Raw genomic sequence first — 24,664 nt, 5'->3', positions numbered from 1 at the left:
TCGGACAGGCAACGTGATCGTGACTTTCTATAGTGAAGGTGACGACAGCGCCGCCCTTCCCGCCCCGTCAGAAATCGACCGTGGCCGACAGCTGCAAGGTGCGCGGATAACCCGGCGAGAACGCACCGTAGGACGCTACGCCCGACCAGTACTCACGATCGAACACGTTCTGCACGGTGGCGCGGAACGTGGTGGGTCGGCCTTCGATCTTGGTCGCATAACGCGCGCCGGCGTCGAAGCGGGTCCAGGCATCCAGTTCCTGAGTGTTGGCCTGGTTGACGTACTGGCTGTCGGTGTAGATCGCACCGCCAGTCAGCGTGAAACCCTCCAGCCACGGGGTGTCCCATTCAGCCCAGAGGTTGGCTTGCACGTCCGGCACGCCGACCGGTTTGTTGCCACGGTTAGCCTTGGTCGCCGAATCGGTCAACTCGCCGTCGAGCACCGTCACACCGCCCATCAACCGCGTGCCCGGCGCCACTTCGCCAAACATGCTCAACTCGATACCACGGTTACGTTGTTCGGCCTGCACAGAGAACACGTTGTCGGCACCGACTTCGCCACTCGGTTTCTCGATCTGGAACAACGCCAGCGTGGTCATGAACGTGCCGTGTTCGTATTTGACGCCGACCTCATGCTGCTTCGACTCGTACGGCGCGAAGGTCTCGCCCGCGTTTGCCGCCGTGCCTGGGGCGATGTCGCCCTTGCTCAGGCCTTCTACATAATTGTAGTAGAGCGAAACGTCTTCCCAAGGCTTGATCACCACGCCAACCAGTGGGCTCGTGGCGTTGTCCTTGTATTTCGAACTGACCGCACCGGCAGCGTTGTAGTTACGCGATTCGATGTCCTGACGCCGCACGCCGAGAGTCAACTGGAAGCGGTCATCGAGCATCGACATCGTGTCGGTCAAGGCCACACCGGACAGTTCCGATTCGGAAACGCGCAACACTTTTGGCGAATTGATGTACTGCTGCGGTCTGTCGATCGGGTGGTAGATATTCGACAGGATGGCCGTGCCGTTGTTGATGCCGCGTGACAGTTCATCCTGATACCGGGTCGCCATGACCGTGGTGGTGTGAGTGATCGGGCCAGTGGCAAACACGCCACGCATACCAACGTCAGCCGTCGAGCGATCAACGTTGAATTTGTAGTAGCCGGGAATGTTGCTGGTATCACCGGCGTCGTTGAGGATTCTCGGCACCTGGTCGGACAGGCGTTTGACGTCGGACTTGCCGCCACCGGCATGAGCGAACACGGTGACGTTGTCGGTCAGGTCATATTCGCCACCGAGCAAGGTCGACTGCTCTTTGGTGTCCGACCAGCCCCAGTCCTGCGAGTGATTGGTGCGGCCGTTCGGCGCAGACGGCACATCAACGCCCGGCGCAATGGTGAAGGGCCGCGAAGCGCCCTCCCAGCTTTCTTTCTGGCTGATGTAATCGAGGTTCAGGCGCAGACGCTCGCCGCGATAATCCAGGGCGATCGCGCCGACACCGAGGTCGCGATGCTGATCATCGACGGCGGTATCGCCACCCTGCAGGTTGCCGTTGAAACGCACGCCGAACTGGTTTTCCGAACCGAAGCGCCGGCTCAGATCCAGATGCCCACCGACCTGAGAGTCCGAGGCATAGGTGCCGGTGAACCGGGTCAGGTCTTCATCCAGCGGCCGCTTGGGCACGATGTTGATTACGCCACCGACGCCACTGTTGGGCGAGATGCCGTACATCAGCGCGCCCGGCCCCTTGAGCACTTCGACGCGCTCGGCGTAGTCGGTGAACACCCGATAATTCGGCGCGACACCGTAGACGCCGTCAAACGCCAGCTCACCAAGGTTGCCTTCGCCAATCGGGAAGCCACGGATGAAAAACGAATCGACGATACCACCAGTCTGCCCGGTCGAGCGCACCGAAGGATCGCGCTCCAAGGCGTCGGCGACGGTCACGGTTTGCAGATCGGCGAGGGTTTTGGCGGTGTAACTGGTGACGCTGAACGGCGTGTCCATCACGTCTTTGTTGCCCAGCATGCCCAGCCGGGCGCCGCGAGCGACCTGGCCGCCGGCGAGGGTTTCCGGCAACGCGGTCGCGCCGTTGTAACGGGCGTTGACGTTGGTGCTGTCGAGGGTCAGCGCGTCCGGCGCGGCGTTCGCAGTCGGGTCGGCGGCAACGCCTGGTTGCTCGGGGCTGGCGGCCCAAGCGTTGGCGCTTCCTGCGACCAAAACGAAATTCAGCATGGCGGTACGCACGGCGAGTGCTAACACCCGCTCACCGCAAGGACGACTGACAACAGGCATGACGTGAGGATCCTTTTCATCGAGGGAAAATGGTAATCACTCCTATTGCCAGTCGATCTGCGAAAAAGTATCACCCGCAGTAAAGTTTTTTTCCGTCGCCCGATCAGGGTCAGGCGTAGAGGCGCTCCAGCGGAATCGCGACCAGCGGCAGCGCGGGGTCAAACGCGTGCCGGGTGGTCTTGTACGGAAAAATCTCGCCGCGAGCGATGGTGGTGAAAATCCGCGCCACCTCGAACGCCTGCCCGGTTTGCCAATGCCGCACACAGACGCGCGGATCGGAGTAATCGAGCTGGATGCACGGCACCCGTCTCAAGCCCAACTGCAACGCTGCGGTGAAACGGTGATTGCCGTCCATCACGATGCCGCTCGAACGCTCGACGATGATCGGTTCCAGCCAATGCCCGGCGCGGACAATCGACTCGCGCAGCAGCGTCACGTTGGCCGGGTCGACCTGCTCCGATTGCAACACGTCGCACAGTGGTCGCAGCGCAATCTGATATCCGTGGTCCATGGTGATCTCCTGATTCGCCGGGGATTCAGCAGGCATCGGCGCGGGCAACCGGCGCATGCTGGCTGGCCACATCGAGCAGGCGTTGGGCGTGTTCGATCAGCGGCAAGTCGACCATCTCGCCGTCCACCTGCACCGCGTGACTGCCCGTCGCCACCGCTCGCATCACGCGATCGGCCCAGGCCAACTGGCGTGAGTCCGGCAGGAAGGCGCGTTGCACCGTGGCCAGTTGACCGGGATGGATGCACAGCTTGGCGCCGAAGCCCAGCGAACGGGCGTAATGCGAGTCCTTGCCGACCACCGCCAAATCGCTGATGGCCGGCGTCACACCATCGATCGGCGACGGCAGATCCGCCGTGCGCGAAGCCAGCACGATGCGGTTGCGGGCGAACAAAAACGCCTCCGGGGTCTGGCTGCAGTTGATGTCCAGCGAGAAATCCAGCGAGCCGAACGCCAGCCGCGTCAGCCCCGTAATCGCGGCGATTGATTCAACCTGCTGCAGGCCTTTGGCGGTCTCGATGATCGCAACGATCTTCAGTGCCGGCTGCCACGCCAGCAGGCCCTCGACCACCCGCGTCAGGGCTTCGGGACATTCGGCCTTGGGCAGGAAAATCCCGTCGCAGCGCTCGGGGTAACGCATGTCGCCGAGCCAGCTCAGGTCCTGGTCAAACAACGCGCTGCTGACGCTGTTGAGGCGAATGTAACGCTCACAAGCAACGTTCGGCGTTTTCTCCTGCCACACCCGAATGGCGTCACGGGCGGCGGCCTTGCTGTCCGGATGAACGGCATCCTCAAGATCGAGAATGATCGCGTCCGGCCCTGCTTCGCAGGCTTTGGCGAATCGCTCGGGACGATTGCCCGGCACGAACAGGTAGCTGATCGCGAGTGGCGCTTTGCGGCTGAGTCGATCGGATTGCATGGCGTTGCTCCTTGGCGTGAACCAGTCGTGGTTTCTGAAAATTTTCGGGCCCCTTGAGCGGCGGTTTTACCTGCCGTTCCGGGACTTATCGCAACAGCCCTTAACGCCTTATTGTTCAAGGAATTAACGGACTTTTTTATCTCGGGGCGAACGCGTCCTTGAGCGTGTAAATACACGTTCATGGATTCGCCTTGAGCAGGTCTTTATTCAAAAATATTTGAAAACCTTACTTGATAATCGTTCCTGTTCGCAATATTGTTCACGCCGCCAAGAGGAACTATCCTCGTTTCAACGCAAGTCATCGGTATCTGCAAAAGTACCTGTCAGTGATGTCACTTAAACATCAGCTACAGGCTGCTACAGGGCAATGGCCAGCAACTAATGGCCATTCATTACATCCGCACAAACCTTATGGAATGGGGTTCTCATGCAATTGTTCTGTGAACCATTTATTACAATCAGGGCTACAGATCCAATAGCGGATTTCATTTGGCATCCGCCTCCAAGTTATTTAAAGCCTCGACGCTGACGAGCAAAAAAAGACGACCTGCATCGATAACGATCGGTGATCGAACTATCAATGGCGACGTAACTTTCGACGCCAAGGGTTAACTATGCCTACAACAAATAAATCTGCTGTTGAACAGCCGTATAAAGTTCATCACCCGGAGATGTTAACACCGCTCATCGACCCGGTTATTTCCACGCTTATCAACAAGTTCCCGAACAAACTTACAGACTTGGTGGATCAACAGGGCTCACCGTTAAATCTGGTCTGGCCCCATGCGTTTGAATTAAACACGCAAGCGCTGCTGAACGTGTTGAAGCAATACCAAGTGCCCCATGCCATTTTCTACGGGGCCAAGGCCAACAAGTCGCAAAGCATGCTCGGCGCTGCAGCGAATTCGGGGATCGGCGTCGATGTGTCGAGCATTCACGAGTTGAATGCTGCCCTGCGCGCAGGTGTGCCGGGCGCCAAAATCTGCGCCACAGGACCGGCCAAAACAGCCGTTTTCCATCAAGCGCTGATCAGCGCAGGTTCATTGATTTGTGTGGATTCGCTGGAGGAATTCGATCACCTGCATAGCGTGATCCCCACACAACCAGGTCCGACGAAAACCAGAGTGCTACTGCGTTACAGACCGAAAAGCAGTCAGAACAGCCGATTCGGGATGGGCTCGCAAGACCTGCTGCAATGCCTGCAACGGTTGACAGAACAACCTGAGCTTTTTCATTTTGAAGGTTTACATTTTCACCTCGGCGGCTATGGGTTCGAATCCCGCGCACAAGCCTTTCGTGAGGTCAGCGGATTTATCGAGGCGGCCAGGGAAATGGGCTTGAATCCGCAGATGATCGACATCGGTGGCGGCTTGCCGATTCGTTATGTCGAGCCTGAGACCTACGCTCAGTTCCTACAAAATGACAATAACCAGAGCCACTATTACAACCAGAAAGTTCCCGCCACTTATTATCCTTACGGCAGTGAACTGACCGCGACGCAATGGCTTACGTTATTGCTCGAAGCCGAGCATTCGCCAGGCTTGTCGATTGCCAATTACTTGCAGACGCAGAATATAACCCTCGCACTCGAACCCGGCCGAAGTCTGGTCGATCAAGCCGCCATGTCAATATTTCGCGTCACGCGCAGCAAACAATTGGCTGACAATAAAACCGTGATCTTCGTGGAGGGCAGCAGTTTCAGTGCTTGCGAAACCTGGTTTGCCTCGGAATATCTGCTAGATCCGATACTTGTCAGTACCAAACAACAGCCACACGCCCCGATCCAGGCTTATATCGCCGGCCATAGTTGCCTGGACGATGACGTCATTACCCATCGCCTGATCAACTTTGCGACGGCACCGCAAGCCGGTGACTTATTGATTTATATCAACACCGCCGGTTACCAGATGGACTTGCTGGAAAACGAGTTTCATCGCCATCCCCTGCCCCGGCGGCTGACGGCGACCTGTTGTACGGAAGGTAACTATGCGTTTTCACCTGACTACTAAAGGGAACAATTGCAATGATATTGAATAAAGTCTCGGACCTTATCGGTAATACGCCGATGTTGGGCATTGATGTTCCGGATACCAACGCGCGATTGTTGTTGAAGATTGAAAAGAACAATCCCGGTGGCAGTATCAAAGACCGCATGGCGCGCAACATGGTGCTGGCCGCGCTCAAGTCCGGTCGCCTGAAACCCGGTGGTGTGGTGGTCGAGTCTTCGTCGGGCAACACCGGGATTGGCCTGGCCATGGCCGCCGTCGAGTTTGGCCTGCACTTTATTGCCGTGGTCGATCACCACGCCGCACAAGACAAAATCGCTGTAATGAAAGCCCTTGGTGCCGACATTCGTTTCGTCAAAGGCACTTATCGCGAAGATGAAGTGGCAGTGGTCGAGCGGCAACAGATGGCCGCCGAACTGGCGAGCGAGATTCCCGGCGCGGTGTTCATGAACCAGTCCGACAATGCGGCCAATGCCGGCGGCTACAGCGATTTCGTCCGCGAAACCATCGTGCAGGCTGAAGGCGTGGTCGGCGCTTACGTCGGTTGTGTCGGCACCGGCGGTTCGATGACCGGCATCGCTCGCGGCTTGAAAGTGCACAACCCGGACACCGTCACCGTCGCGGTGGAACCGGCCGGTTCGATTGTCTTCGGCCACCCCGGCTATCCGTATTACCAATCCGGCACCGGCACGCCGGCCGGCGACACCGTGGGTCTGGTGCTCGACTACAGCTGCATCGATCTCGGTGTGCAAGTCAGCGACTCGCAGGCGTTCGAAACCGCGCGCTACATCGCGCGCAACTTCGCCTTGCTGGTCGGCGGTTCGACCGGGGGTGCGATCTTCAAGGCACTGGAGCTGATCCACAAAGGCGTGCTGACCGGCAACGTCGTGGTGCCGATTGCCGACGGTGGCGAGAAATACCTGCACACCGTGTTCGACGACAAATGGCTGCAAGAGCGCGACCTGATCGACCCGAGCATCGCCCCGCAACTGGATGCCTGGCTGGGCAAGACCCAATGGCTGGATTCCATCTCCGCGCCGCTGCAACTGAGCGTCGCATGACCCACCCTTCACACAGGAACGCCTCTCGATGAATCTGTTGAAAGTCGCCATCTGTGGTGGCGGCAGGACTGGCCATCTCAACGCCATCCTGTTCAAGCAACTGCCCGATGTTCAGGTTTCGATGCACACCCATAATCAGGAGGTCATCGAACAGTACGCCCGCCAGACGCCGATGCAGGCGTTGCTGCCCGACGGTTCGACCCTGAGCGCCCGGCTCGATCGGGTGACCAGCGACGCGAAAGCCGCGGTGGAAGATGCCGACATCGTCATCATCACCGTGCCGGCCCATGCCCGCCCGCAAACGTTGAAAGACATCGCGCCGCATCTGACCACCAGCAAACCGGTATTCATCGGCGCCATTCCCGGCTTCTGCGGTTTCGACTGGCTGGCTGAAGCGACCCTGCCCGACCGGCCGAATGTGGTGATCTGGGGCATGAAGGATGTGCCGCACACGGCGTTTGAATTGACCCCGGGACGCTCGATCAAAATGGGTGGTGGCAAAAGCCAATTGTACGTGGCGACCCACGCCCGAGAGCCGCAAACCGCGCGCCGCCAATTGGAAAAAATACTCACGCGGCTGTACGGCCCGTGCGTGACGATGCTCGAGCATTTTCTGGAAATCACCCTGACACCGGGCAATCCGATCATGCACAGCTCGGTGATCTACGGCCTGATCGGCCCCTACGGCCAGTGGCATCGCAAGATCTTCCCGCAGCGCATGTGCTGGTGGACCGAATGCCCGGAACTCGGCGCGTATTTCCTTGAACGCATGGATCAGGAAAGCCAGCAACTGTGTGCGGTGATCAGCCAGCGTCTGGGTATCGACCTGTCTTCGGTGAAATCGCTGAAACAGGAAATCGTCGAGGCCTACGGCGAGCAGATCCGCGACCCGAGCAGCATGCTCTCGATCCTGCGTACCAATCAGGCTTACAACGACATCCTTGCGCCGATGGTGCCGGCCGCGGACAACCGCGCCGGTTACGTGATCGAGCGCGAGAGCCGCGCCTTCAACGAAGACGTCGCCTACGGCCTGGTGCTGCTGGTGGAAATGGCCAAACGCTTCGACCTCAAGGTGCCTTACATCGAGGAAGTCCTGCAGTGGAGCGTGGCCTACATGAATGGCCTGCGCGACTCGGCACTCGACTATTTCCCGCGCCAATGGCCGCACACGACAAGCGCCGCCGCTTGATCTCTCTATTCAATTTTCGACGAGCAGACCACTGATATGGATGACTTCAAGACACTGATCGCCTACTCCCGCAAAAACGCCATGCGCCGTCTGGTGCGTTGCCTGTTTGCGGAAAACATCCTCGACCGTTCGGCCCTGAGCTTTTCCGTCGAGGGCCACGAGGCGACTTACCCGCTCAAGGGCGGTCGCGCCCATCTGGCCTTTTCCGACATCGCCAAAGGCCCGGCCGATACCGTGGTCAACGACGGTGACGTGGTGTTGGTGACCGATGAAGGCGTACGCCAGGTCATCACCAGCCACCAGGACATGCTTGATGTGCTGCGCGACAGCTTCGACTTCGCGCCGACCGACGACGGTATCGCCGGGCTCAAATCCGACATGGAAAACAGCCTGACCAACGACGCCCACGCCCGTCAGCATCGTCAGCAATGGAACGCCCGACTGGAGCAAGCGGCCAAGGATCATGGGCTGAGCAGCTTCACCGACTATCTGCGCCAGCACGCCAAAACCAAGGATGCCGCCATTCTGCTCGACCAGTGGGGTTCGCTGGAAGGTCATCCTTATTACCCGACGTGGAAGGCGCGCCCGGGCCTCACCGATGAGGAAGTCGAGCAGCTGTCACCGGAGTTCAACGCACAAGTGCCGCTGCGCATCGCCGCGTTGCGTGCCGACAACGCGAAAAGCGAAAGCATGCCGCACGTGATCGATTACCGCGCCTGGTTCGCCGAGCATTTCCCGACGCAATGGGCGCAATGGAAAGCCTCGCTCAACAGCAAGGGGCTGGACGAAAACCAGTGGCTGCCCTTGCCGATCCACAGCTGGCATTTACAAGCCTACGTGCTGGAAACCTTCGCGCAGGAAATCGCCGACGGCATTCTGATCACCGATGGCCCGGACCTGCCAACCCTGCCGACCATGTCGTATCGCACGATGATGCCGGTGCTGGACGAATCCGCGCCGCTGATCAAACTGCCCATCGCGGTATGGATGACCAGCGAACTGCGCAGCCTGCAAGCGAAGTCGATTCACATGGGCCCGCGCATCAGCACGGTGATCAGCAAGATTCTCGAGACGGAAAACGGCTTCGATCAACGCCTGGAAATCTTCCAGGAAGAAATCGGTGTGCGTTACAAAAACGCGGTGACGCAGGACGATCACCCGGGCCGTCATCTGTCCGTGGTGTATCGCGCCAGCGCACCGGCATTCGAACGCAACGATGAATGCCTGCCGATAACCGTGGCTTCACTGTTCACCCGTTTGCCCGGCAGTGGTCGTCCGCTGTTCACCGATCTGATTGAACGTGACGGTGTACGCGCCAATACTGCGCAGGTCGAGAACTGGTTCCGCGAGTACGCGAAAGTGGTGACTCACCCTGTGGTGGCGATCTACTTGATGTACGGCATCGGCCTTGAGGCGCACCAGCAAAACACCATGGTGCTGTTCTCCCCGGATGGCAAAGCACGTAGTCTGCTGATCCGCGATTTCGGCGATGGCCGCACTTACGCGCCGTTGCTCGAGGGCCGTGGTTACAGCCTGCAACCACACGTGCAGCCGGGTATTCTGCCGACAGTGTTCTGCGGTGATATCGAGCCGGTGCGCATGTTTGTGCTCGACGCGGCGTTCCTCACGCACCTGCATGAAATGGCCCTGTGGCTGACCAAGGAATACGCTTTCAACAACACACGGCTATGGCAAATCTTGCGCGAAGAAACCGACCTTGCCTTCGAAGCGGTGCGTGACCGCGTCGCGGCAGATGTGTGGGAAACCGAGCACAAGGCGTTCGTCGAAGAGCCTTGGCCAACCCGTTCGCTGCTGCGCATGCACATGATGCAGTACAGCAACTATCGTTTGCAGCACACCCTGACCAACCCGCTCGCTAGCGTTTAACCGAGGCTGACTCATGTCCCATGCAGGTGCCATCCAGGGTTCGAGAGTAAGAATCCTGATTTATCTTCTATTTGCGATCCAGTTGGTGTCGATGGGCGCGATGGAAATGAGCGGGCCGTTCTGGCCTGTCCACCTGCGTGGGCTGACCACCTCCGAGTCGGTTTTCAGCTTCGCCAGCATCGCCGTGTACGTCGGGCCGATGCTGGGCATTATTCTCACCAGTGCCTTCTGGGGCCGCATCGGCGATCGCTACGGCCACAAGTTGATGATGATCCGCGCCCTCGCCGGTTTGTCGTTGACCCAGCTTGGGCTGGCCCTGTTCAGTGATATCTGGGTGATTCTGATCCTGCGCTTTCTGCAAGGCGCGTTTGCCGGCTATATCGCGCCGGCACAGGCCTATGGCGTCAGTATTGAGGCACCGTCGCGACGGGCACGGCTGTTCGCCATTCTGCAAATATCGACCAATGTCGGCTCGCTGCTGGGTGCGGTGGTCGGCGGTCTGATCCTCGATTACGCGACGTTCTTCTGGATCAACATCATCGCCTCGGCGCTGTGTGCGGTGTGTACCGTGATCGCCGCCGTGACCTTGCCGGACGTGCCGCCGGTGAAGAAAGCCGTGGTCGTCGACAAGGCTGCGCCGGTTCGTTCCGGCAGTCTCTGGCAAGGCTCACCATTGCTCTCGCTGCTCGGTGTGATGGGCATTCTGTTGCTGGCGCGAATGCTGCCGCAGACTTCGTTTTCGCTGTATGTCAGCTCGGTGTTCGAGGTCAGCAATTCGGTAGTCGGCCTCTGCTACGGCTTGCTGGCGCTGGGCTTCATTCTGTCGGCCACGGCGTGGTCGCGCTATTTCGAACACCGTGGGCAGCAGGAGACCTTGCAGCGCATGACTTACGTGGTCATCGGCTGCATCGTCCTGACCGCTGTGGCGGGCGTGACTCACAACCCGGTGGTGTTTGTTATCACCTACTTCATTTGGGGCGTGCTGCTGGGTGCAACCACACCGGTGCTGATGGCGCTGATCTCGAAAACCGCTGACAGCTCACAGCAAGGCCATGTGCTGGGCATCGCTCAGGGCACTGCGCAATTCGCTTCGATTGCGGGGATTTCTGCCGGTGGTCTGCTCAGTCAGGTCTACGGTTTGCAGTACACCTATCTGTTTGTTTGCCTCGCTTACGTCGTCGCACTGATCCCGATCATCGCGTTGCGCTACTGGCCGGCGGCGATGCAAGCGAGCCCAGCCCCAGACGGCGAATGATCAAGGAGTCTGCTTTTGAACATTGAACAACTGCGCGCCGACACTCCTGCCGTCGCGCAACTGATCCACTTCAACAATGCCGGCGCGGCGCTGATGCCCGCGCCGGTGATCGAGACCATGACCCGTCATATTCAGCTTGAAGCGACTTTGGGCGGCTACGAAGCCGCCGGGCAACAATCGGCCGAAGTGGAAAATGTCTACGCCGCCATCGGGCAATTGATCAACGCTCAGCCTGACGAAATTGCGGTGATCGAGAACGCGACCCGCGCCTGGGACATGGCGTTCTATTCGTTACCGCTGCAACCCGGCGATGTGGTGCTGACGTCGACCACCGAATACGCCGGCAACTACATTCCCTATCTGCAAATGAAGCAGCGGCGCGGTATCGAGATTCGGGTCATTCCTAACGATGAACACGGCCAGGTTTCCCTGTCGGCGCTAGCGGCCATGCTCGACGATGATCGGGTTGCACTGATTTCCTTGCCGGTGATCGCCACCAATGGCGGCCCGGTGCAACCCATCGAGCAGATTGGCGCCCTCGCCCGTGCGGCTGGCGTGCTGTTTCTGCTCGATGCCTGTCAGGGTGTCGGGCAGATGCCGATCGACGTGCAGAAAATCGGCTGCCACATGCTCGCGGCCACCAGTCGCAAATACCTGCGTGGACCGCGCGGGATGGGTTTTTTGTATGTCGAAAAGTCTCTGTGCCAGAACCTTGAGCCGGCGTTTCTCGACTTGCATGCTGCCTCATTGCAGGACGCCGAGACGTTCGAAATCCGCGCCGATGCCCGACGCTTCGAGAACTGGGAATGCAACGTCGCCGCCAAGCTGGGCCTCGGTGCGGCGGTGGAATACGCGCTGGCGCAAGGCATCGAGCCGATGTGGCAGCGGATTCAGCAATTGGCTGATTACCTGCGCCGGCAACTGGCAGATATTCCTGGTATCACGCCGCGAGACCTCGGGGTGCAGAAGTCCGGCATCGTCACGTTTACTCATCGCGACAGCAGCGCCGCGCACGTTCAACAGTGGCTGGCCGGCCAGGAAAAGCGCATCAACGTCAGCACCTCGACGTTCCGCTCGACCCTGCTCGACATGCAGCACAGGGACTTGCTGGAGGTCAGCCGTGCGTCGGTGCATGCGTACAACACTGAGGCGGAAATCGACACGATGGTCGCTGCACTGCGCGGTTTGCAGGGCACCTGAACAGGACGCCAATCGGCGCTTGCGTCAAAGAGGGGTTGTAAACTAGCATTGGGAATACTTCTCAATTGCATGAAAATCTGCAGCCATGAGCGAAACCCTTCCCGCGAATAATGCCAATCACCTGCGCGCGATCGAAGCCCTGTACAGCGGCCATCACGGCTGGCTGTACGCGACACTGAGAAAAAAACTGGGAAACGCCATGGATGCGGCGGATCTGGCGCAGGACACCTTCACGCGCATCCTCGCCTCGCAAGTCACCGTCATCGAGCAGCCGCGCGCCTATCTGAGCTGCGTGGCCAAGGGCATTCTGGTCAACTGGTATCAGCGCAAGGCGCTGGAACGTGCCTACCTGGACGCCCTCGCCCATGTGCCGGCGCCGGAAGTGCCTTCGCCGGAATTGCGTTTCATGGTGCTGGAAACCCTGCACGAAATCGACGCGATGCTCGACGCCCTGCCGCCGCTGGTCAAACGCGCCTTTCTGTTGTCGCAGATCAGCGGCCTTAAATACGACGACATCGCCGAGCAGCTGGGTGTGTCGCTGATCACCGTCAAACGCTACATGAAGCAAGCCTTCGTGCAGTGCCTGTTGCTGGTGGAGTGAATGCTCGCACGGCGCAATGAACCACACCTCGATCACCAGGCGCTGGAGGAAGCCGCCGACTGGTTGATCCGCATGAGTGAAGGCGAACTCAGCGACAGCGAGCGCGGCGAATGGGAATACTGGAAAGCCAGCACCCCCGAGCGCGGTCGTGCCTGGGCGCGGGCGCAGTTGCTGCAGACCAAACTCGGCGGGCTGCCACCCTCACTGGCAATGTCGGCGCTCGATCGCCCGAGCAGCCCGGAACGACGTGCGGCGCTGGGCAAACTGGCGATGATTCTGGCGATCCTGCCGGCCGGTTGGGGCAGCTGGAAGCTGGCAGAGTCGCAGCAATGGTCGGCCGACTATCGCACGGCCGTTGGCCAGCAACGCGAGCTGACCCTGGCCGACGGCTCGAAAGTCACCCTGAACACCGACACCGCCATCGACGTGCGGTTCGACGCCAATCAACGCCTCATCCACCTGCGCGAAGGCGAAATACTGGTGCAGACCGCGCCGGACATTTCACCGTTGGCGCGGCCCTTTCTGGTCAGCACCCGTCAAGGTCGCATGCAGGCGCTGGGCACGCGTTTCACCGTGCGCGAACTGCAACCGCGCACGCACCTCGCGGTACTGGAAGGCGCGGTCAAAGTCGAGCTCGCGGACAATCGCCAGACCACGCCGCTGATCGTCAACGCCGGTCAACGCACCGACTTCTCGTCCCACACCTTTGGCCAGCTCAGCGTTGTCGACCGTTATGTCGGTACCTGGACGCAAGGCATGCTGATGGCCGACAAGATGCGCCTGGCCGACTTCGTCGAGGAACTGACGCGCTATCGCCGGGGATTCGTACGCCTGGATCCGTCGATTGCCGATCTGCGCATTTCCGGCGCCTACCCGATCAGCGACAGCCAGCGCACCCTGAACATGCTGGCGAAAACCTACCCGATCCTCGTCAGCGGCCATTTGAATGGCTACTGGGTCATGCTCTCTCCGGCCTGAGTGAAAAAATATTTGCCTTAGGCTGATACTTTTTCCGATCTCGACTGGCTATTGGGGAGAAGCACCTTTTCGTCCTGTTTATAGGCTCATTCATCCATGCTTGCCGCACGCCACCTGCGCCCGGAACGTCAGCTCAAACCCGTTGTTCGCAGTGCGTTGCTAAGCCTTGTCCTGATCGGTGCCGTTTGCCCGTTTGCCTTGGCCGCCGTGCCGGTGCAACTGGACGCTGTCGCGGTTCGTGCCTACAACATTCCCGCCGGGCCGCTGGGTGCGACCCTGTCGAGCTTCGCCGTGGACGCCAACATTGCCCTGTCGTTCGAGCCCTCGCTGGCCGAAGGCCTGACCAGCCCTGCGCTGATCGGCCATTACTCGACGCAGGAAGCGGTCAATCGCTTGCTGGCCGGCAGTGGCCTGGACATGGTCTTGCGCAGCGACGGCAGCTACACGCTGGTGCCACGCCGGGTGACGCTGGATGAAACATCGATCATCGGCACCGAAAAGCGCGCCGATTCCCTGCCAGAAGTGTATGCAGGTGGACAAGTGGCCAACGGCGGGCGCTTGGGCATTCTTGGCAATACGGATGTCATGGACGCCCCCTTCAGCATCAGCACCTACACCTCGTCGTTGATCAAGGATCAACAGGCCGTCACCGTCGGCGATGTGCTGGAACGTGATTCTTCGGTGCGCTCCACTGGCCAGACCGGAGGGATTGTCGACTCGTTCTTCATCCGTGGCTTTCCCGTCGGCGAAGGCAACCTCGGTGAACTGGCCTTCGACGGCGTGTATGGCGTGGCGCCCAATTATCGCGTGTTCACCGAATACGCCGAGCGCATCGAACTGGTCAAAGGTCCCGGCGCCCTGCTCTATGGCATGTCACCCAACAACGCGGTGGGCGGCGTGATCAACGTGGTGCCGAAACGCTCCCTCGATGAAGACCTGACCCGTTTCACCGCCAGTTACGCCATGGATGCTCAGGCCGGTGGCCATCTCGATGTCAGTCGCCGCTTCGGCGAAGAGCGTCGTTTTGGTGTGCGCTTCAACGGCAGTACGCAACTGGGCAACACGGCGATCGACGATCAATCGCGCCACGTCGACATCGGCGCGATTTCCCTCGACTATCAGGGCGAACGCCTGCGCACAACCTTCGACTGGCTCAACCAGAAAGAAAGCTTCGACGCCGCTTCGCGGCCGTTCCTGATTGCTTCAGGCGTGGACATTCCTTCCGCAGCCAACGGTCGCAGCAACGTCAGTCAGGATTGGGGCTGGTCGAAAACCCGTGACAAATCGGCACTGCTCAGCGGCGAATATGACCTCAGCGACGCATTGGCGGTGTTCGCCCATGCCGGCGGCGGCAAATCCGATGTCGCGCGAATGTCCGACCAGACGCCGACCATTATCAATGCCGCTGGCGACACCTCGTCGATCCCCGGTTATTACAAATTCGAAGTCGAGCGCTACACCGTTGATGCCGGTGCGCGGCTGCGCTTCGATACAGGGCCGATCAGTCACCGCACCACCGTGCAGGTCAGTCGCTATCGCGATGTGTTGTCGCGCGGGATCATTTCCGGCGCACCGATCCTGTCGAACATTTATCACCCGGTGGATCGCCCGCAACCTTACATCCCCAAGCCGGATACGCCGAAGGTCTCGCAGAGCGAACTGACTGGCGTGGCGCTTGCCGACACGCTGTCGATTCTCGATGACCGCGCGCAGGTAACCCTGGGCCTGCGCAAACAGAACATCAAATCCGACAACTACAACGCCGCCGGCGTGATGACCACATCCTACGACGACGGCCGGACGACACCGTTGTTCGGAGCGGTGATCAAGCCTTGGGACCACGTTTCGTTCTACTACAACTACCTCGAAGGGCTGAGCAAGGGCGACATCGCGCCTTCCACCGCGTCCAACGCTGGCGAGATCTTTGCCCCTTATGTTTCCCGCCAGCACGAACTCGGAGTCAAAGCCGACTACGGCACGTTTACCTCCACCATCAGCCTGTTTCAAATCACCAAACCCAGCGGCGAACTGGCCTCGGGGTTGTTCTCAGTGCAGGGCGAACAACGCAATCGCGGGCTGGAGCTGAACGTGTTCGGCGAAGTCACGCCGGGCACTCGCCTGCTCGGCGGCGTGACCCTGCTGAATGCCGAACTGACGAAAACCGGCGTGGCCGCCAACCGCGGCAACAAACCGGTCGGCGTGCCCGAGGTTCAGTCCAACCTCTGGGCTGAATGGGACACCTCATGGGTCGAAGGCCTGACGCTAACCGGAGGCGCGATCCACACCGGCAGCCAGTACGTGAACCAGGCCAACACACAAAAACTCGATGACTGGACCCGCTTCGATGTCGGCGCCCGCTACAGCACGCGCATCGATGATCGACCGACCACGTTTCGCGCCACCGTGCAGAACGTGTTCGATCACGAGTACTGGTCGGGCGTCGCCTCTTATGGCGCGTTCTCCCAAGGCTCACCGCGCACCTTATTACTGTCGGCGACTGTCGATTTCTGAAACGTTCAGCCGGCCAGCGGTGTGAGCCGTTGGCCGAACTGACCTTTGCAAAGGCTTTGACCATGGTGATTTTCGATCGACGCAGCCTCGCGTTGGCTGCGCTGTTACTGGCAGGACTGCTGAGCCTGTCTGCGCTGGCGCCGCGCAATGCAAACGCCAGCGAAACGGATACGGCGCGCACCGAAGTGACCGATCTGCTCGGGCGCAAGGTCAAGGTGCACCTGCCAGTCAGACGGGTCATCCTCGGTGAAGGCCGGCAGTTGTATCTGCTCGCCGCGCTGGACACACAGAACCCGATCGAACGCATCGTCGGCTGGCGCAAGGACCTGATCCAGTCCGACCCGGACACCTACAATGCCTACCTGCGCAAATTCCCCGGCATTGCCAAAATCCCCACCTTCGGCGGTTTTGAAGACGGCACCTTTGATATCGAACAAGCGATCTCGCAGCGCCCGGACGTGATCATCCTCAATATCGAAGCGCAGCACGCCACCGAAGATGCGCGCTATATCGAGAAGCTCGACGCGTTGGGCATCCCGGTGGTGTACGTCGACTTTCGCAACAACCCGATGCAGAACACCGAACCGACCATGCGTCTGTTCGGCAAACTGTTCGGTAAAGAGCAACGCGCCGAGGCGTTCATTGATTTTCGCAACCAGCAGATTCACCGCGTCACCGACGTCATCGAGAAACAGCACCCACCGCGTCCAAGCGTGTTCATCGAGCGCATCGGCGGCTATACCGACGATTGCTGCCTGAGTTTCGGTAATGAAAACTTTGGCCTGTTTGTCGACATGGCCGGCGGCAACAACATCGCCAGGGGGATCATCCCGACCACGTTCGGCCAGTTGAATCCCGAGCAGGTCATCGTCGCCAATCCGGCGCACGTGGTGGTCACCACGGCCAACTGGGAAGCCTTTGCACCCGGTGGCCATTGGGTCGGTGTCGGGCCCGGCGCCGACATGAACCAGGCACGGAAAAAACTCGCGTGGTACACCCTGCGTCCGGCCTACGCCGGAATCAAGGCTCAGGAGACACAAGCCTTTCACGCCATCTGGCATCAGTTCTACAACAGCCCCTACCAGTTCGTGGCCATTCAGCAATTGGCCAAATGGTTTCACCCGGAGCTGTTTGCCGATCTCGACCCGGACGCCTCATTCCGTGAACTGCACGAGCGTTTTCTACCCGTGCCGTATGAGTCGGGCTACTTCGTCAGCCTGCGTAATCCTGAGGTCAAACCATGAGTTCGTTGACCGAGACCGTCGAGGTGCAGCGCGAAACCTACCGTCGACTGGTGTTGCGTAAACGCCTGATCCTCGCCGGGCTGGTGATTCTGTTGCTGTGCAGTGTGCTGCTCGATCTGGCACTGGGTCCGGCGAGTTACAGTTTCAGCGAAGTGCTCGGCGCACTGTTTTCGCCGGACAGCGCCTCGCCACAAGTGCGCGTGGTGATGTGGGATATTCGTTTGCCGGTAGCGCTGATGGCGGTGGCCGTGGGCGCGGCGTTATCGCTGGCGGGGGCGCAGATGCAGACCATCCTCAATAACCCGTTGGCCAGTCCGTTTACCTTGGGCATTTCCGCCGCCGCCAGTTTCGGCGCGGCACTGGGCCTGGCCTTCGGTGTGGCGTTGTTCCCGCTGGCCGCGCAATTCATGGTGCCGCTCAACGCCTTCATCATGGCCATGCTCTCGGCGCTGTTGATTCACTTTCTGAGCATGCGCCGTGGCGTCACTGCCGAAACCATCGTACTGCTCGGCATCGCCCTGGTGTTCACTTTCAATGCGCTGCTGGCGCTGGTGCAGTTCTTCGCCACCGAGCAAGCCGTCGCCGCCGTGGTGTTCTGGACCATGGGCAGCCTGACCAAAGCCACCTGGCCGAAACTCGGAGTGATCTGTCTGGTGATCCTGATCACCCTGCCGATTTTCGCCAAACGTGCCTGGGCCTTGACCGCCCTGCGCTTGGGTGACGACAAGGCTGCCAGTTTCGGCATCAATGTGCGCAGCCTGCGCTTTCAGACGCTGATCATGGTCAGCCTGCTCGCCTCGTTTCCAGTGGCCTTCGTTGGCACCATCGGCTTCATCGGTCTAGTCGGGCCGCACATCGCGCGCATGCTGATCGGTGAAGATCAGCGCTTCTTTTTGCCGGCCTCCTTGCTCACCGGCTCGTTGATTCTCTCGGCCAGTTCGGTGGTCAGCAAGACCCTGATCCCCGGTGCGATTTTCCCTATCGGCGTGGTCACCTCGCTGATCGGCGTACCGTTCTTCATTTCACTGATTCTCGGCGGGAAGAAAAACTCATGGTGACGCTGCAACTGGACAATCTCGGCGCCCGCTACGGCCAGCGCGAGATCATTCGTGGTGTCTCGACAGCAACGTTTTCTGGCGGTCAGGTGGTTGCCGTGGTCGGGCCCAATGCGGCCGGCAAATCGACGTTGTTCAAACGTATGGCCGGGCTGATCGACGGGCCGGGTCAGGTCATCCTGAAAGAATCGAAAAAAGGCCCGACGGGCATCAGCTACATGCCGCAAGGCCTGAATGCCAGTGCGCGTTTGACGGTGTACGAATCCGTGCTGCTGGCGCGCAAGCAACTGACCCCGGGCTGGGTGGTCCACGATGATGAGCTGAAACTGGTCGACGAGATTCTCGCCGCGCTGGGCATCACCGGGCTGTCGTTCCGTAACCTTGGTGAACTCAGCGGCGGTCAGCAGCAGTTGGTCTCCATCGCCCAGACGCTGGTGCGCGAGCCGGAAATCCTGCTGATGGACGAACCGACCAGCGCCCTCGATATGCATCGACAAGTGCAAGTGCTGAACTTCATGCGCAGCCTCGCGCGCAAACGCGAGGTGATTGTGTTTATCGCCATCCATGATCTGAATCAGGCGTTGCGCTTCGCCGATCAGGTGCTGGTGATTGCTGATGGCACCAGTCAGGGCAGCGGTCCGAGCAATGAGGTGATCACCGAACAGATGCTGCGCGATGTCTACAAGGTCCAGGCGCGGATCGAGCAGTGCAGCAAAGGGCTGTCGCATATCCTGATCGACGACATCGTCTGATCTGCGGCGATCACGGATCGACTTGCGCCATCAGCTCTGGCACCGATTCCGGGCGCTTGGCGTAGCGCTGAGCCAGCACCGCACAGACCATCAATTGAATCTGATGGAACAGCATCAACGGCAGGATCAGCACGCCAATCGTGCTGCCGGCAAACAACACCTGCGCCATCGGCACACCGGTGGCCAGGCTCTTTTTCGAACCGCAGAACAGAATGGTGATGCGGTCTTCCTGGCTGAAGCCGAAGGCCTTGCCCAACAGCGTCGACGCCAACAGCACCAGCGCCAGCAGAATGCAGCAGACCACCACCAGCCCCAGCAACTCGACCAGCGGAATCTGATGCCAGATACCTTCGTTGACCGCCTCGCTGAACGCGCCGTAAACCACCAACAGAATCGAACCCTGATCGACAAACTTCAGCCAGTTCTTGTTGCGCCCCACCCACGCGCCGATCCAGCGACGGGCGATCTGCCCGGCAATGAACGGCAGGAGCAATTGCACGCTGATTTTCAGGATCGCATCCAGCGTCGAACCACCATCACCATGGACGTCGAGCAATAGCGTCACCAACAGCGGCGTGAGGAAAATCCCGAACAAACTCGACGCCGCCGCGCTGCAGATCGCCGCCGGAATATTACCGCGCGCCAGCGAGGTGAACGCGATCGCCGACTGCACCGTGGCCGGCAGTGCGCACAGGTAAAGCATGCCCATGTACAGCTTGTCGCCGATCAGCGGTGACAGCAGCGGTTTCAACGCCAGACCCAATAACGGGAAAAGGACAAACGTCAGGCCGAACACCAGCAAATGCAGGCGCCAGTGGCCGGCGCCGGCGATGATCGACTCGCGGGAAAGCTTGGCGCCATGCAGGAAAAACAGCAGGGCGATGGCGATGTTGGTCAGCCAGCCGAAGCCGACGGCGACCTGGCCGCTGGCCGGCAGGAAACTGGCCAGCAGCACGACGCCAATCAGCGTCAGGGTGAAGTTGTCGGGCAGAAAACGTGGGCGAGTCATGGTCGGTTCATCCGGGGGTTGCCAGTGCGTGCCGACGACTCTAACGTGACTGCCAATTACCGACTAACGCCGAAGGGCCACAAGATGCCGCCTAAAGGACATGACAAAAGCATCCGTCGCAGCATTCCCGGGCTGCCCAGCCTGCCGCGTCCACTCTACGGGCGCACCGAATCGCTGCCCAATCGCGCCCTGACCCGGCGTCACAGTCACCCGTGGGTGCAGTTGTCCTACGCGATTCAAGGTGTGCTGGAAATCCAGACCAGTGCCGGGCGCTTCGTCGCCCCGCCCGAGCGCGCCGTGTGGATCCCGGCGGGCGTGCCGCATCGGGTATTCAGCTCGCCGCACACGGAAATGCGCAGCCTCTATATCGATTGCAGCGTCGCCGAGTGGGCGCTCGAGCGCTGTCATGTGCTCGGCGTCAGCGATCTGCTCAGGGAGCTGATCCGCGCCTTCAGTCAGGTTCCGGTGGAATACGACCAGAGCGGCCCGCATGGACGTCTCGCCCAAGTGATCCTCGATCAATTGGCCGAAGCGCCGCAGATCGACCTGATGTTGCCGTTACCGCAAGATGCCCGCTTGAAGCAGATCTACCAGAGCCTGGAACAACATCCGGAACAGCAGACCACGCTGAGCCATTGGAGCGAGAAGTTTGGCGTCACCGAAAAGACCCTTACGCGCCTGTTTCTGCGTGACACCGGCCTGACCTTCCGCGCCTGGCGCCAGCGCCTGCGCCTGCTCGGCGCGCTGACACCGCTGGAGAAAGGTGAACGGGTTACCGATGTCGCGCTGGCTTGCGGGTATGACTCGACATCGGCGTTTATTGCGGCGTTTCGCCAACAGTTTGGGGAGACGCCGGGGGAGTTTTTTCGCTGATCAACGATCCGCCAGCTCTTCCAGCAAATCGGCAGACGGCACGAAATACAGACTGCCGGTGACCGCCGTGCTGAAGTCCAGCAACTTGTCGTAGTTGCCCGGTGGCTTGCCGACAAACATGTTTTCCAGCATCAGTTCCATCGGCTCCGGCGAGCGCGCGTAACCGATAAAGAACGTGCCGAACTCCCCTGCGCCCGGTCGGCCGAATGGCATGTTGTCACGCAGGATCTTCACTTCCTCGCCGTCAGCGTTGGTGATGGTGGTCAGCGCGCTGTGCGAGTTGCTCGGTTTGACCGCGTCATCCAGTTCGATATCAGAGAGTTTCGTGCGACCGATCACCCGCTCCTGCGCTTCAACGCTCAGACCGTTCCACGCGGTCATGTTGTGCAGGTACTTCTGCACCAGCACGTAACTGCCGCCGCTGAAATCCGGGTCTTCGTCACCGACGATAGTGAAGTTGACCGCTTTGCGCCCGACCGGGTTTTCCGTGCCGTCGACAAAACCGATGATGCTGCGCATGTCGAAATAGCGGAAACCCTGCACTTCGTCGACCACCGTCACCGCATCGCCGAGAACCGCCATGATCTGCGTGGCCAGTTCAAAACACAGGTCCATTTGATCGGCGCGAATGTGCAGCAGGAGATCACCCGGGGTTGCCGGAGCGTGCCGCCCTTCCCCGCCAAACTCGCGAAAACCATGCAGCGACGCCGGACGCGGATGGCCAAACAGGCGATCCCACGCGTTCGAGGAAAAGCCGCAAATGCACGTCAGATTGCCGGTCGGTACACGCTTGCCAACCGAACGCACCAGCCCGGCGACATCGCCGCACCAGTCTTTGACGGTTTGCGCGGCATCAGCCCCGGCATTCAGCGTCGCGACGATGAAAATCGCGCTGCTGGTGATCGGACTGCACACCGCTTGAGGTTCGAGAATGTTGGTATTCATCGCTGAAAACATTGCTCCGTAAAAAGTGCCCGAGCTGTTAACGAGGGCGGATAGTTCGTTTTTATCGAACTGTTGCGCAGAAATAAACGATTTTTCTTTGGCGCAAAAGCGTCGCTAGCATGGCCTCGTCTGAACCCAATCCAAGAATAGACAGGGAGCGTGACATGCCAGCCACAAACATCAATATCGGCGAACCGTGGATGTGGGGCGCCTTCATCGTCTTCGTACTTGCCATGCTGGCATTGGACCTGTTTGTTTTCGGTGGGCGCAAGGCGCATCGGGTCTCAGTGCGCGAAGCCTTGTCCTGGGTCATTGCCTGGTGCTTGCTGGCACTGAGTTTTGCAGCGCTGCTCTGGTGGTATTTGCACGGTGCGTTCGGCGCCGAGATCGCCCGGGAGAAAACCCTCGAATTCCTCACCGGTTATCTGATCGAGCAGTCGCTGTCGATCGACAACATGTTCGTTTTCGTGATGATCTTCAGCTACTTCGCTGTGCCGCCAGAGCTGCAGCGGCGCGTGTTGTTATACGGCGTGCTCGGGGCGATCGTGATGCGCGCGGTGATGATTTTTGCCGGGGTGTGGCTGGTGTCGCAGTTCGAATGGCTGCTGTATGCGTTTGGGGTGTTCCTGATCTTCACCGGGATCAAGATGCTGGTGTTTGCCGACCACCAGCCGGACCTGGACAAGAATCCTTTATTGCGCTGGGTGCGCGGGCATATGCGCATCACCAGCGGGTTTCATGGCGAACGGTTTTTCGTGCTGCAAAACGGCGTGCGCTGGGCCACGCCGATGTTTCTGGTGCTGGTGCTGATCGAGGCCAGTGACTTGATGTTTGCGGTGGATAGTATTCCGGCGATCTTCGCGGTGACGACTGACCCGTTCATTGTCTTCACCTCGAACATCTTCGCGATCATGGGCCTGCGCGCGCTGTATTTCCTGCTGGCGGACATGGCGGACCGCTTTCACTTGCTCAAGTATGGGCTGGCGATTGTGCTGGTGTTTATCGGTGGGAAGATGGTGTTGATGCCGTGGCTGCACATGCCGGTGGAATGGTCATTGGCGGTGGTGGGTGGGGTGATTCTAAGTTCGGTTTTGCTGAGTCTGGTGATGACCAAAGATGCCGAACGCAGCACTGAATGACACCCTACATAAATCTGTGGGAGCGAGCTTGCTCGCGAAAGCGGTGTGTCATTCAACGATGATGCTGGATGATCCGACGCCTTCGCGAGCAAGCTCGCTCCCACAGGGATTTCGTTCAGCCCATATCTATTTGTCAGACTTGATGCTGGTCCACACCCGTGTGCGCACGCGCTCAAGCTTCTGCGGCAACGGCTGCACGACGTAGAGGTTTTTCAGCGCTTCCGGGGTCGGCGTCAGGTTCGGGTTGTCGGTGATTTCCTTGTTGATCAGCGGCATCGAATCCTTGTTCGCATTCGGGTAACCGAGGAAGTCGCTGATCGGCGCGATCACTTTCGGGTCGAGCAAGGTGTTGAGGAATTCATGCGCCTCGCTGACGTTCTTCGCGCTCTTCGGAATGGCGAAGGTGTCGAACCAGATCGGCGCGCCTTCTTTCGGCAAGCGCCAGTCGACCACCACACCATTGCCGGCTTCTTTGGCGCGGTTGCCGAACTGGTAGAAGCTGCCGGAATAACCGATGGCCACGCAGATGTCGCCGTTGGCGATGTCAGTCATGTATTTGGCCGAGTTGAAATAGGTCACGTACGGGCGAACCTTGAGCATCAACTCCTTGGCTTTTTCATAATCGGCGGGGTTCTGGCTGTTCGGGTCGAGGCCCAGATAATGCAGGGCCAACGGGAGGATTTCCGTCGGCGAATCAAGCATCGCCACGCCGCAGGATTTGAGTTTTTCCATGTTCTCCGGTTTGAACACCAGATCCCAGCTGTCCACCGGCGCGTTGTCGCCCAGTGCGGCTTTGACCTTGGCCGGGTTGAAGCCGATCAGCACGGTGCCGACCATGTAAGGCACGCCGTACTGGTTGCCCGGATCGTTCTTGCCCAGCAGTTTCAGCAGCTCCGGATCCTGATGGCTCCAGTTCGGCAGTTTCGATTTATCCAGTTTCTGAAACACGCCAGCCTTGATCTGCGTTTCAAGGAACTGGTTGGACGGCACCACCAAGTCGTAACCGGAGTTGCCGGTCAGCAGTTTGGCTTCCAGGGATTCGTTGGTGTCGAAGGTGTCCCAGGTCACTTTGATGCCGCTTTTTGCGGCGAAATCCTTGGGCACGGACGGCAGGATGTAGTCCGCCCAGTTGTACACGCGCAGTTCGCGTTGCTCAGCCTGGACGGCGCCGGCCAACAGCGTCAGCCCGCACACAGTGGCACCCAGAATGCGTTTCATCGTGACCATGGTTGTTCCCCAAAAGGCAGC

20 protein-coding genes are annotated in these 24,664 nt (G+C 59.7%); 14 read left to right on the top strand and 6 right to left on the bottom strand.

The window, feature by feature from the left end; genetic code table 11:
- Positions 1 to 67 precede the first annotated feature (67 nt).
- From GTU76_RS21700 to GTU76_RS21690, 3 genes are all read right to left on the bottom strand, one after another.
- Positions 68 to 2,284 (bottom strand): TonB-dependent receptor, encoded by a 2,217-nt coding sequence (locus GTU76_RS21700; protein ID WP_180699558.1) that lies wholly within the window; start codon positions 2,282 to 2,284, stop codon positions 68 to 70.
- A 109-nt stretch (positions 2,285 to 2,393) separates the two neighbouring features.
- Positions 2,394 to 2,795, bottom strand: a complete 402-nt coding sequence (locus GTU76_RS21695; protein WP_180699557.1) for a ParB N-terminal domain-containing protein — start codon at positions 2,793 to 2,795, stop codon at positions 2,394 to 2,396.
- Between the two features lie 25 nt (positions 2,796 to 2,820).
- Positions 2,821 to 3,711, bottom strand: a complete 891-nt coding sequence (locus GTU76_RS21690) for an HpcH/HpaI aldolase/citrate lyase family protein (protein ID WP_180699556.1) — start codon at positions 3,709 to 3,711, stop codon at positions 2,821 to 2,823.
- A gap of 614 nt (positions 3,712 to 4,325) precedes the next feature.
- On the opposite strand from GTU76_RS21690, the gene GTU76_RS21685 reads away from it, so the two are divergent.
- The 12 genes from GTU76_RS21685 (at position 4,326) to GTU76_RS21630 (ending at position 19,450) form a co-directional block, all read left to right on the top strand.
- A complete protein-coding gene (locus GTU76_RS21685; protein ID WP_175554582.1) occupies positions 4,326 to 5,720 on the top strand; it encodes a Y4yA family PLP-dependent enzyme in 1,395 nt (464 codons plus the stop codon).
- Between the two features lie 14 nt (positions 5,721 to 5,734).
- Complete coding sequence (locus GTU76_RS21680) at positions 5,735 to 6,778, top strand: PLP-dependent cysteine synthase family protein (RefSeq protein WP_180699555.1); 1,044 nt, start codon at positions 5,735 to 5,737, stop codon at positions 6,776 to 6,778.
- 28 nt (positions 6,779 to 6,806) lie between these two features.
- Positions 6,807 to 7,967, top strand: a complete 1,161-nt coding sequence (locus GTU76_RS21675; protein WP_016987083.1) for an NAD/NADP-dependent octopine/nopaline dehydrogenase family protein — start codon at positions 6,807 to 6,809, stop codon at positions 7,965 to 7,967.
- Between the two features lie 36 nt (positions 7,968 to 8,003).
- On the top strand, positions 8,004 to 9,854 hold the full coding sequence (locus GTU76_RS21670) for an IucA/IucC family protein (RefSeq protein ID WP_180699554.1): 1,851 nt from the start codon (positions 8,004 to 8,006) through the stop codon (positions 9,852 to 9,854).
- Positions 9,855 to 9,867: 13 nt separating this feature from the next.
- Entirely contained in the window at positions 9,868 to 11,109 is a 1,242-nt protein-coding gene (locus GTU76_RS21665) for an MFS transporter (protein ID WP_180699553.1), read from the top strand.
- Between the two features lie 15 nt (positions 11,110 to 11,124).
- Positions 11,125 to 12,309, top strand: coding sequence for an aminotransferase class V-fold PLP-dependent enzyme (locus GTU76_RS21660; RefSeq protein ID WP_180699552.1), 1,185 nt, complete (start codon positions 11,125 to 11,127; stop codon positions 12,307 to 12,309).
- Positions 12,310 to 12,394: 85 nt separating this feature from the next.
- On the top strand, positions 12,395 to 12,910 hold the full coding sequence (locus tag GTU76_RS21655; protein ID WP_016987079.1) for a sigma-70 family RNA polymerase sigma factor: 516 nt from the start codon (positions 12,395 to 12,397) through the stop codon (positions 12,908 to 12,910).
- Positions 12,911 to 13,888 carry a FecR domain-containing protein gene (locus GTU76_RS21650; protein ID WP_180699551.1) on the top strand — a complete coding sequence of 326 codons (978 nt, stop codon included), beginning with the start codon at positions 12,911 to 12,913 and terminating at the stop codon, positions 13,886 to 13,888.
- Positions 13,889 to 13,984: 96 nt separating this feature from the next.
- On the top strand, positions 13,985 to 16,399 hold the full coding sequence (locus GTU76_RS21645) for a TonB-dependent receptor (RefSeq protein WP_016987077.1): 2,415 nt from the start codon (positions 13,985 to 13,987) through the stop codon (positions 16,397 to 16,399).
- A 62-nt stretch (positions 16,400 to 16,461) separates the two neighbouring features.
- The gene (locus tag GTU76_RS21640) at positions 16,462 to 17,643 is read left to right on the top strand and encodes an ABC transporter substrate-binding protein (protein WP_026000744.1); all 1,182 of its coding nucleotides are present in this window, start codon (positions 16,462 to 16,464) and stop codon (positions 17,641 to 17,643) included.
- Positions 17,640 to 18,701, top strand: coding sequence for a FecCD family ABC transporter permease (locus GTU76_RS21635; protein WP_016987075.1), 1,062 nt, complete (start codon positions 17,640 to 17,642; stop codon positions 18,699 to 18,701). The genes GTU76_RS21640 and GTU76_RS21635 overlap by 4 nt, the downstream gene beginning before the upstream one ends.
- Complete coding sequence (locus GTU76_RS21630; RefSeq protein WP_180699550.1) at positions 18,695 to 19,450, top strand: ABC transporter ATP-binding protein; 756 nt, start codon at positions 18,695 to 18,697, stop codon at positions 19,448 to 19,450. The genes GTU76_RS21635 and GTU76_RS21630 overlap by 7 nt, the downstream gene beginning before the upstream one ends.
- 10 nt (positions 19,451 to 19,460) lie before the next feature.
- Here the strand turns inward: GTU76_RS21630 and GTU76_RS21625 are convergent, their stop codons facing one another.
- Positions 19,461 to 20,459, bottom strand: a complete 999-nt coding sequence (locus GTU76_RS21625; protein WP_095050073.1) for a bile acid:sodium symporter family protein — start codon at positions 20,457 to 20,459, stop codon at positions 19,461 to 19,463.
- 84 nt (positions 20,460 to 20,543) lie between these two features.
- On the opposite strand from GTU76_RS21625, the gene GTU76_RS21620 reads away from it, so the two are divergent.
- Positions 20,544 to 21,332 carry an AraC family transcriptional regulator gene (locus GTU76_RS21620; protein WP_180699549.1) on the top strand — a complete coding sequence of 263 codons (789 nt, stop codon included), beginning with the start codon at positions 20,544 to 20,546 and terminating at the stop codon, positions 21,330 to 21,332.
- Here GTU76_RS21620 and GTU76_RS21615 read toward each other — a convergent pair whose 3' ends face one another.
- Positions 21,333 to 22,277, bottom strand: coding sequence for a Dyp-type peroxidase (locus GTU76_RS21615; protein ID WP_180699548.1), 945 nt, complete (start codon positions 22,275 to 22,277; stop codon positions 21,333 to 21,335).
- Positions 22,278 to 22,441: 164 nt separating this feature from the next.
- Between GTU76_RS21615 and GTU76_RS21610 the strand changes: the two genes are divergently transcribed.
- Positions 22,442 to 23,416, top strand: a complete 975-nt coding sequence (locus tag GTU76_RS21610; protein ID WP_175554591.1) for a TerC family protein — start codon at positions 22,442 to 22,444, stop codon at positions 23,414 to 23,416.
- A gap of 126 nt (positions 23,417 to 23,542) precedes the next feature.
- Here GTU76_RS21610 and GTU76_RS21605 read toward each other — a convergent pair whose 3' ends face one another.
- Positions 23,543 to 24,643, bottom strand: coding sequence for a polyamine ABC transporter substrate-binding protein (locus tag GTU76_RS21605; RefSeq protein WP_180699547.1), 1,101 nt, complete (start codon positions 24,641 to 24,643; stop codon positions 23,543 to 23,545).
- Positions 24,644 to 24,664: the final 21 nt, after the last annotated feature.

Origin of the sequence: Pseudomonas crudilactis (assembly GCF_013433315.1) — a bacterium.
Lineage (GTDB): Bacteria > Pseudomonadota > Gammaproteobacteria > Pseudomonadales > Pseudomonadaceae > Aquipseudomonas > Aquipseudomonas crudilactis.
Note: the sequence above shows the minus strand (reverse complement) of the source record. Positions and strands in the feature narration are given on the sequence as shown.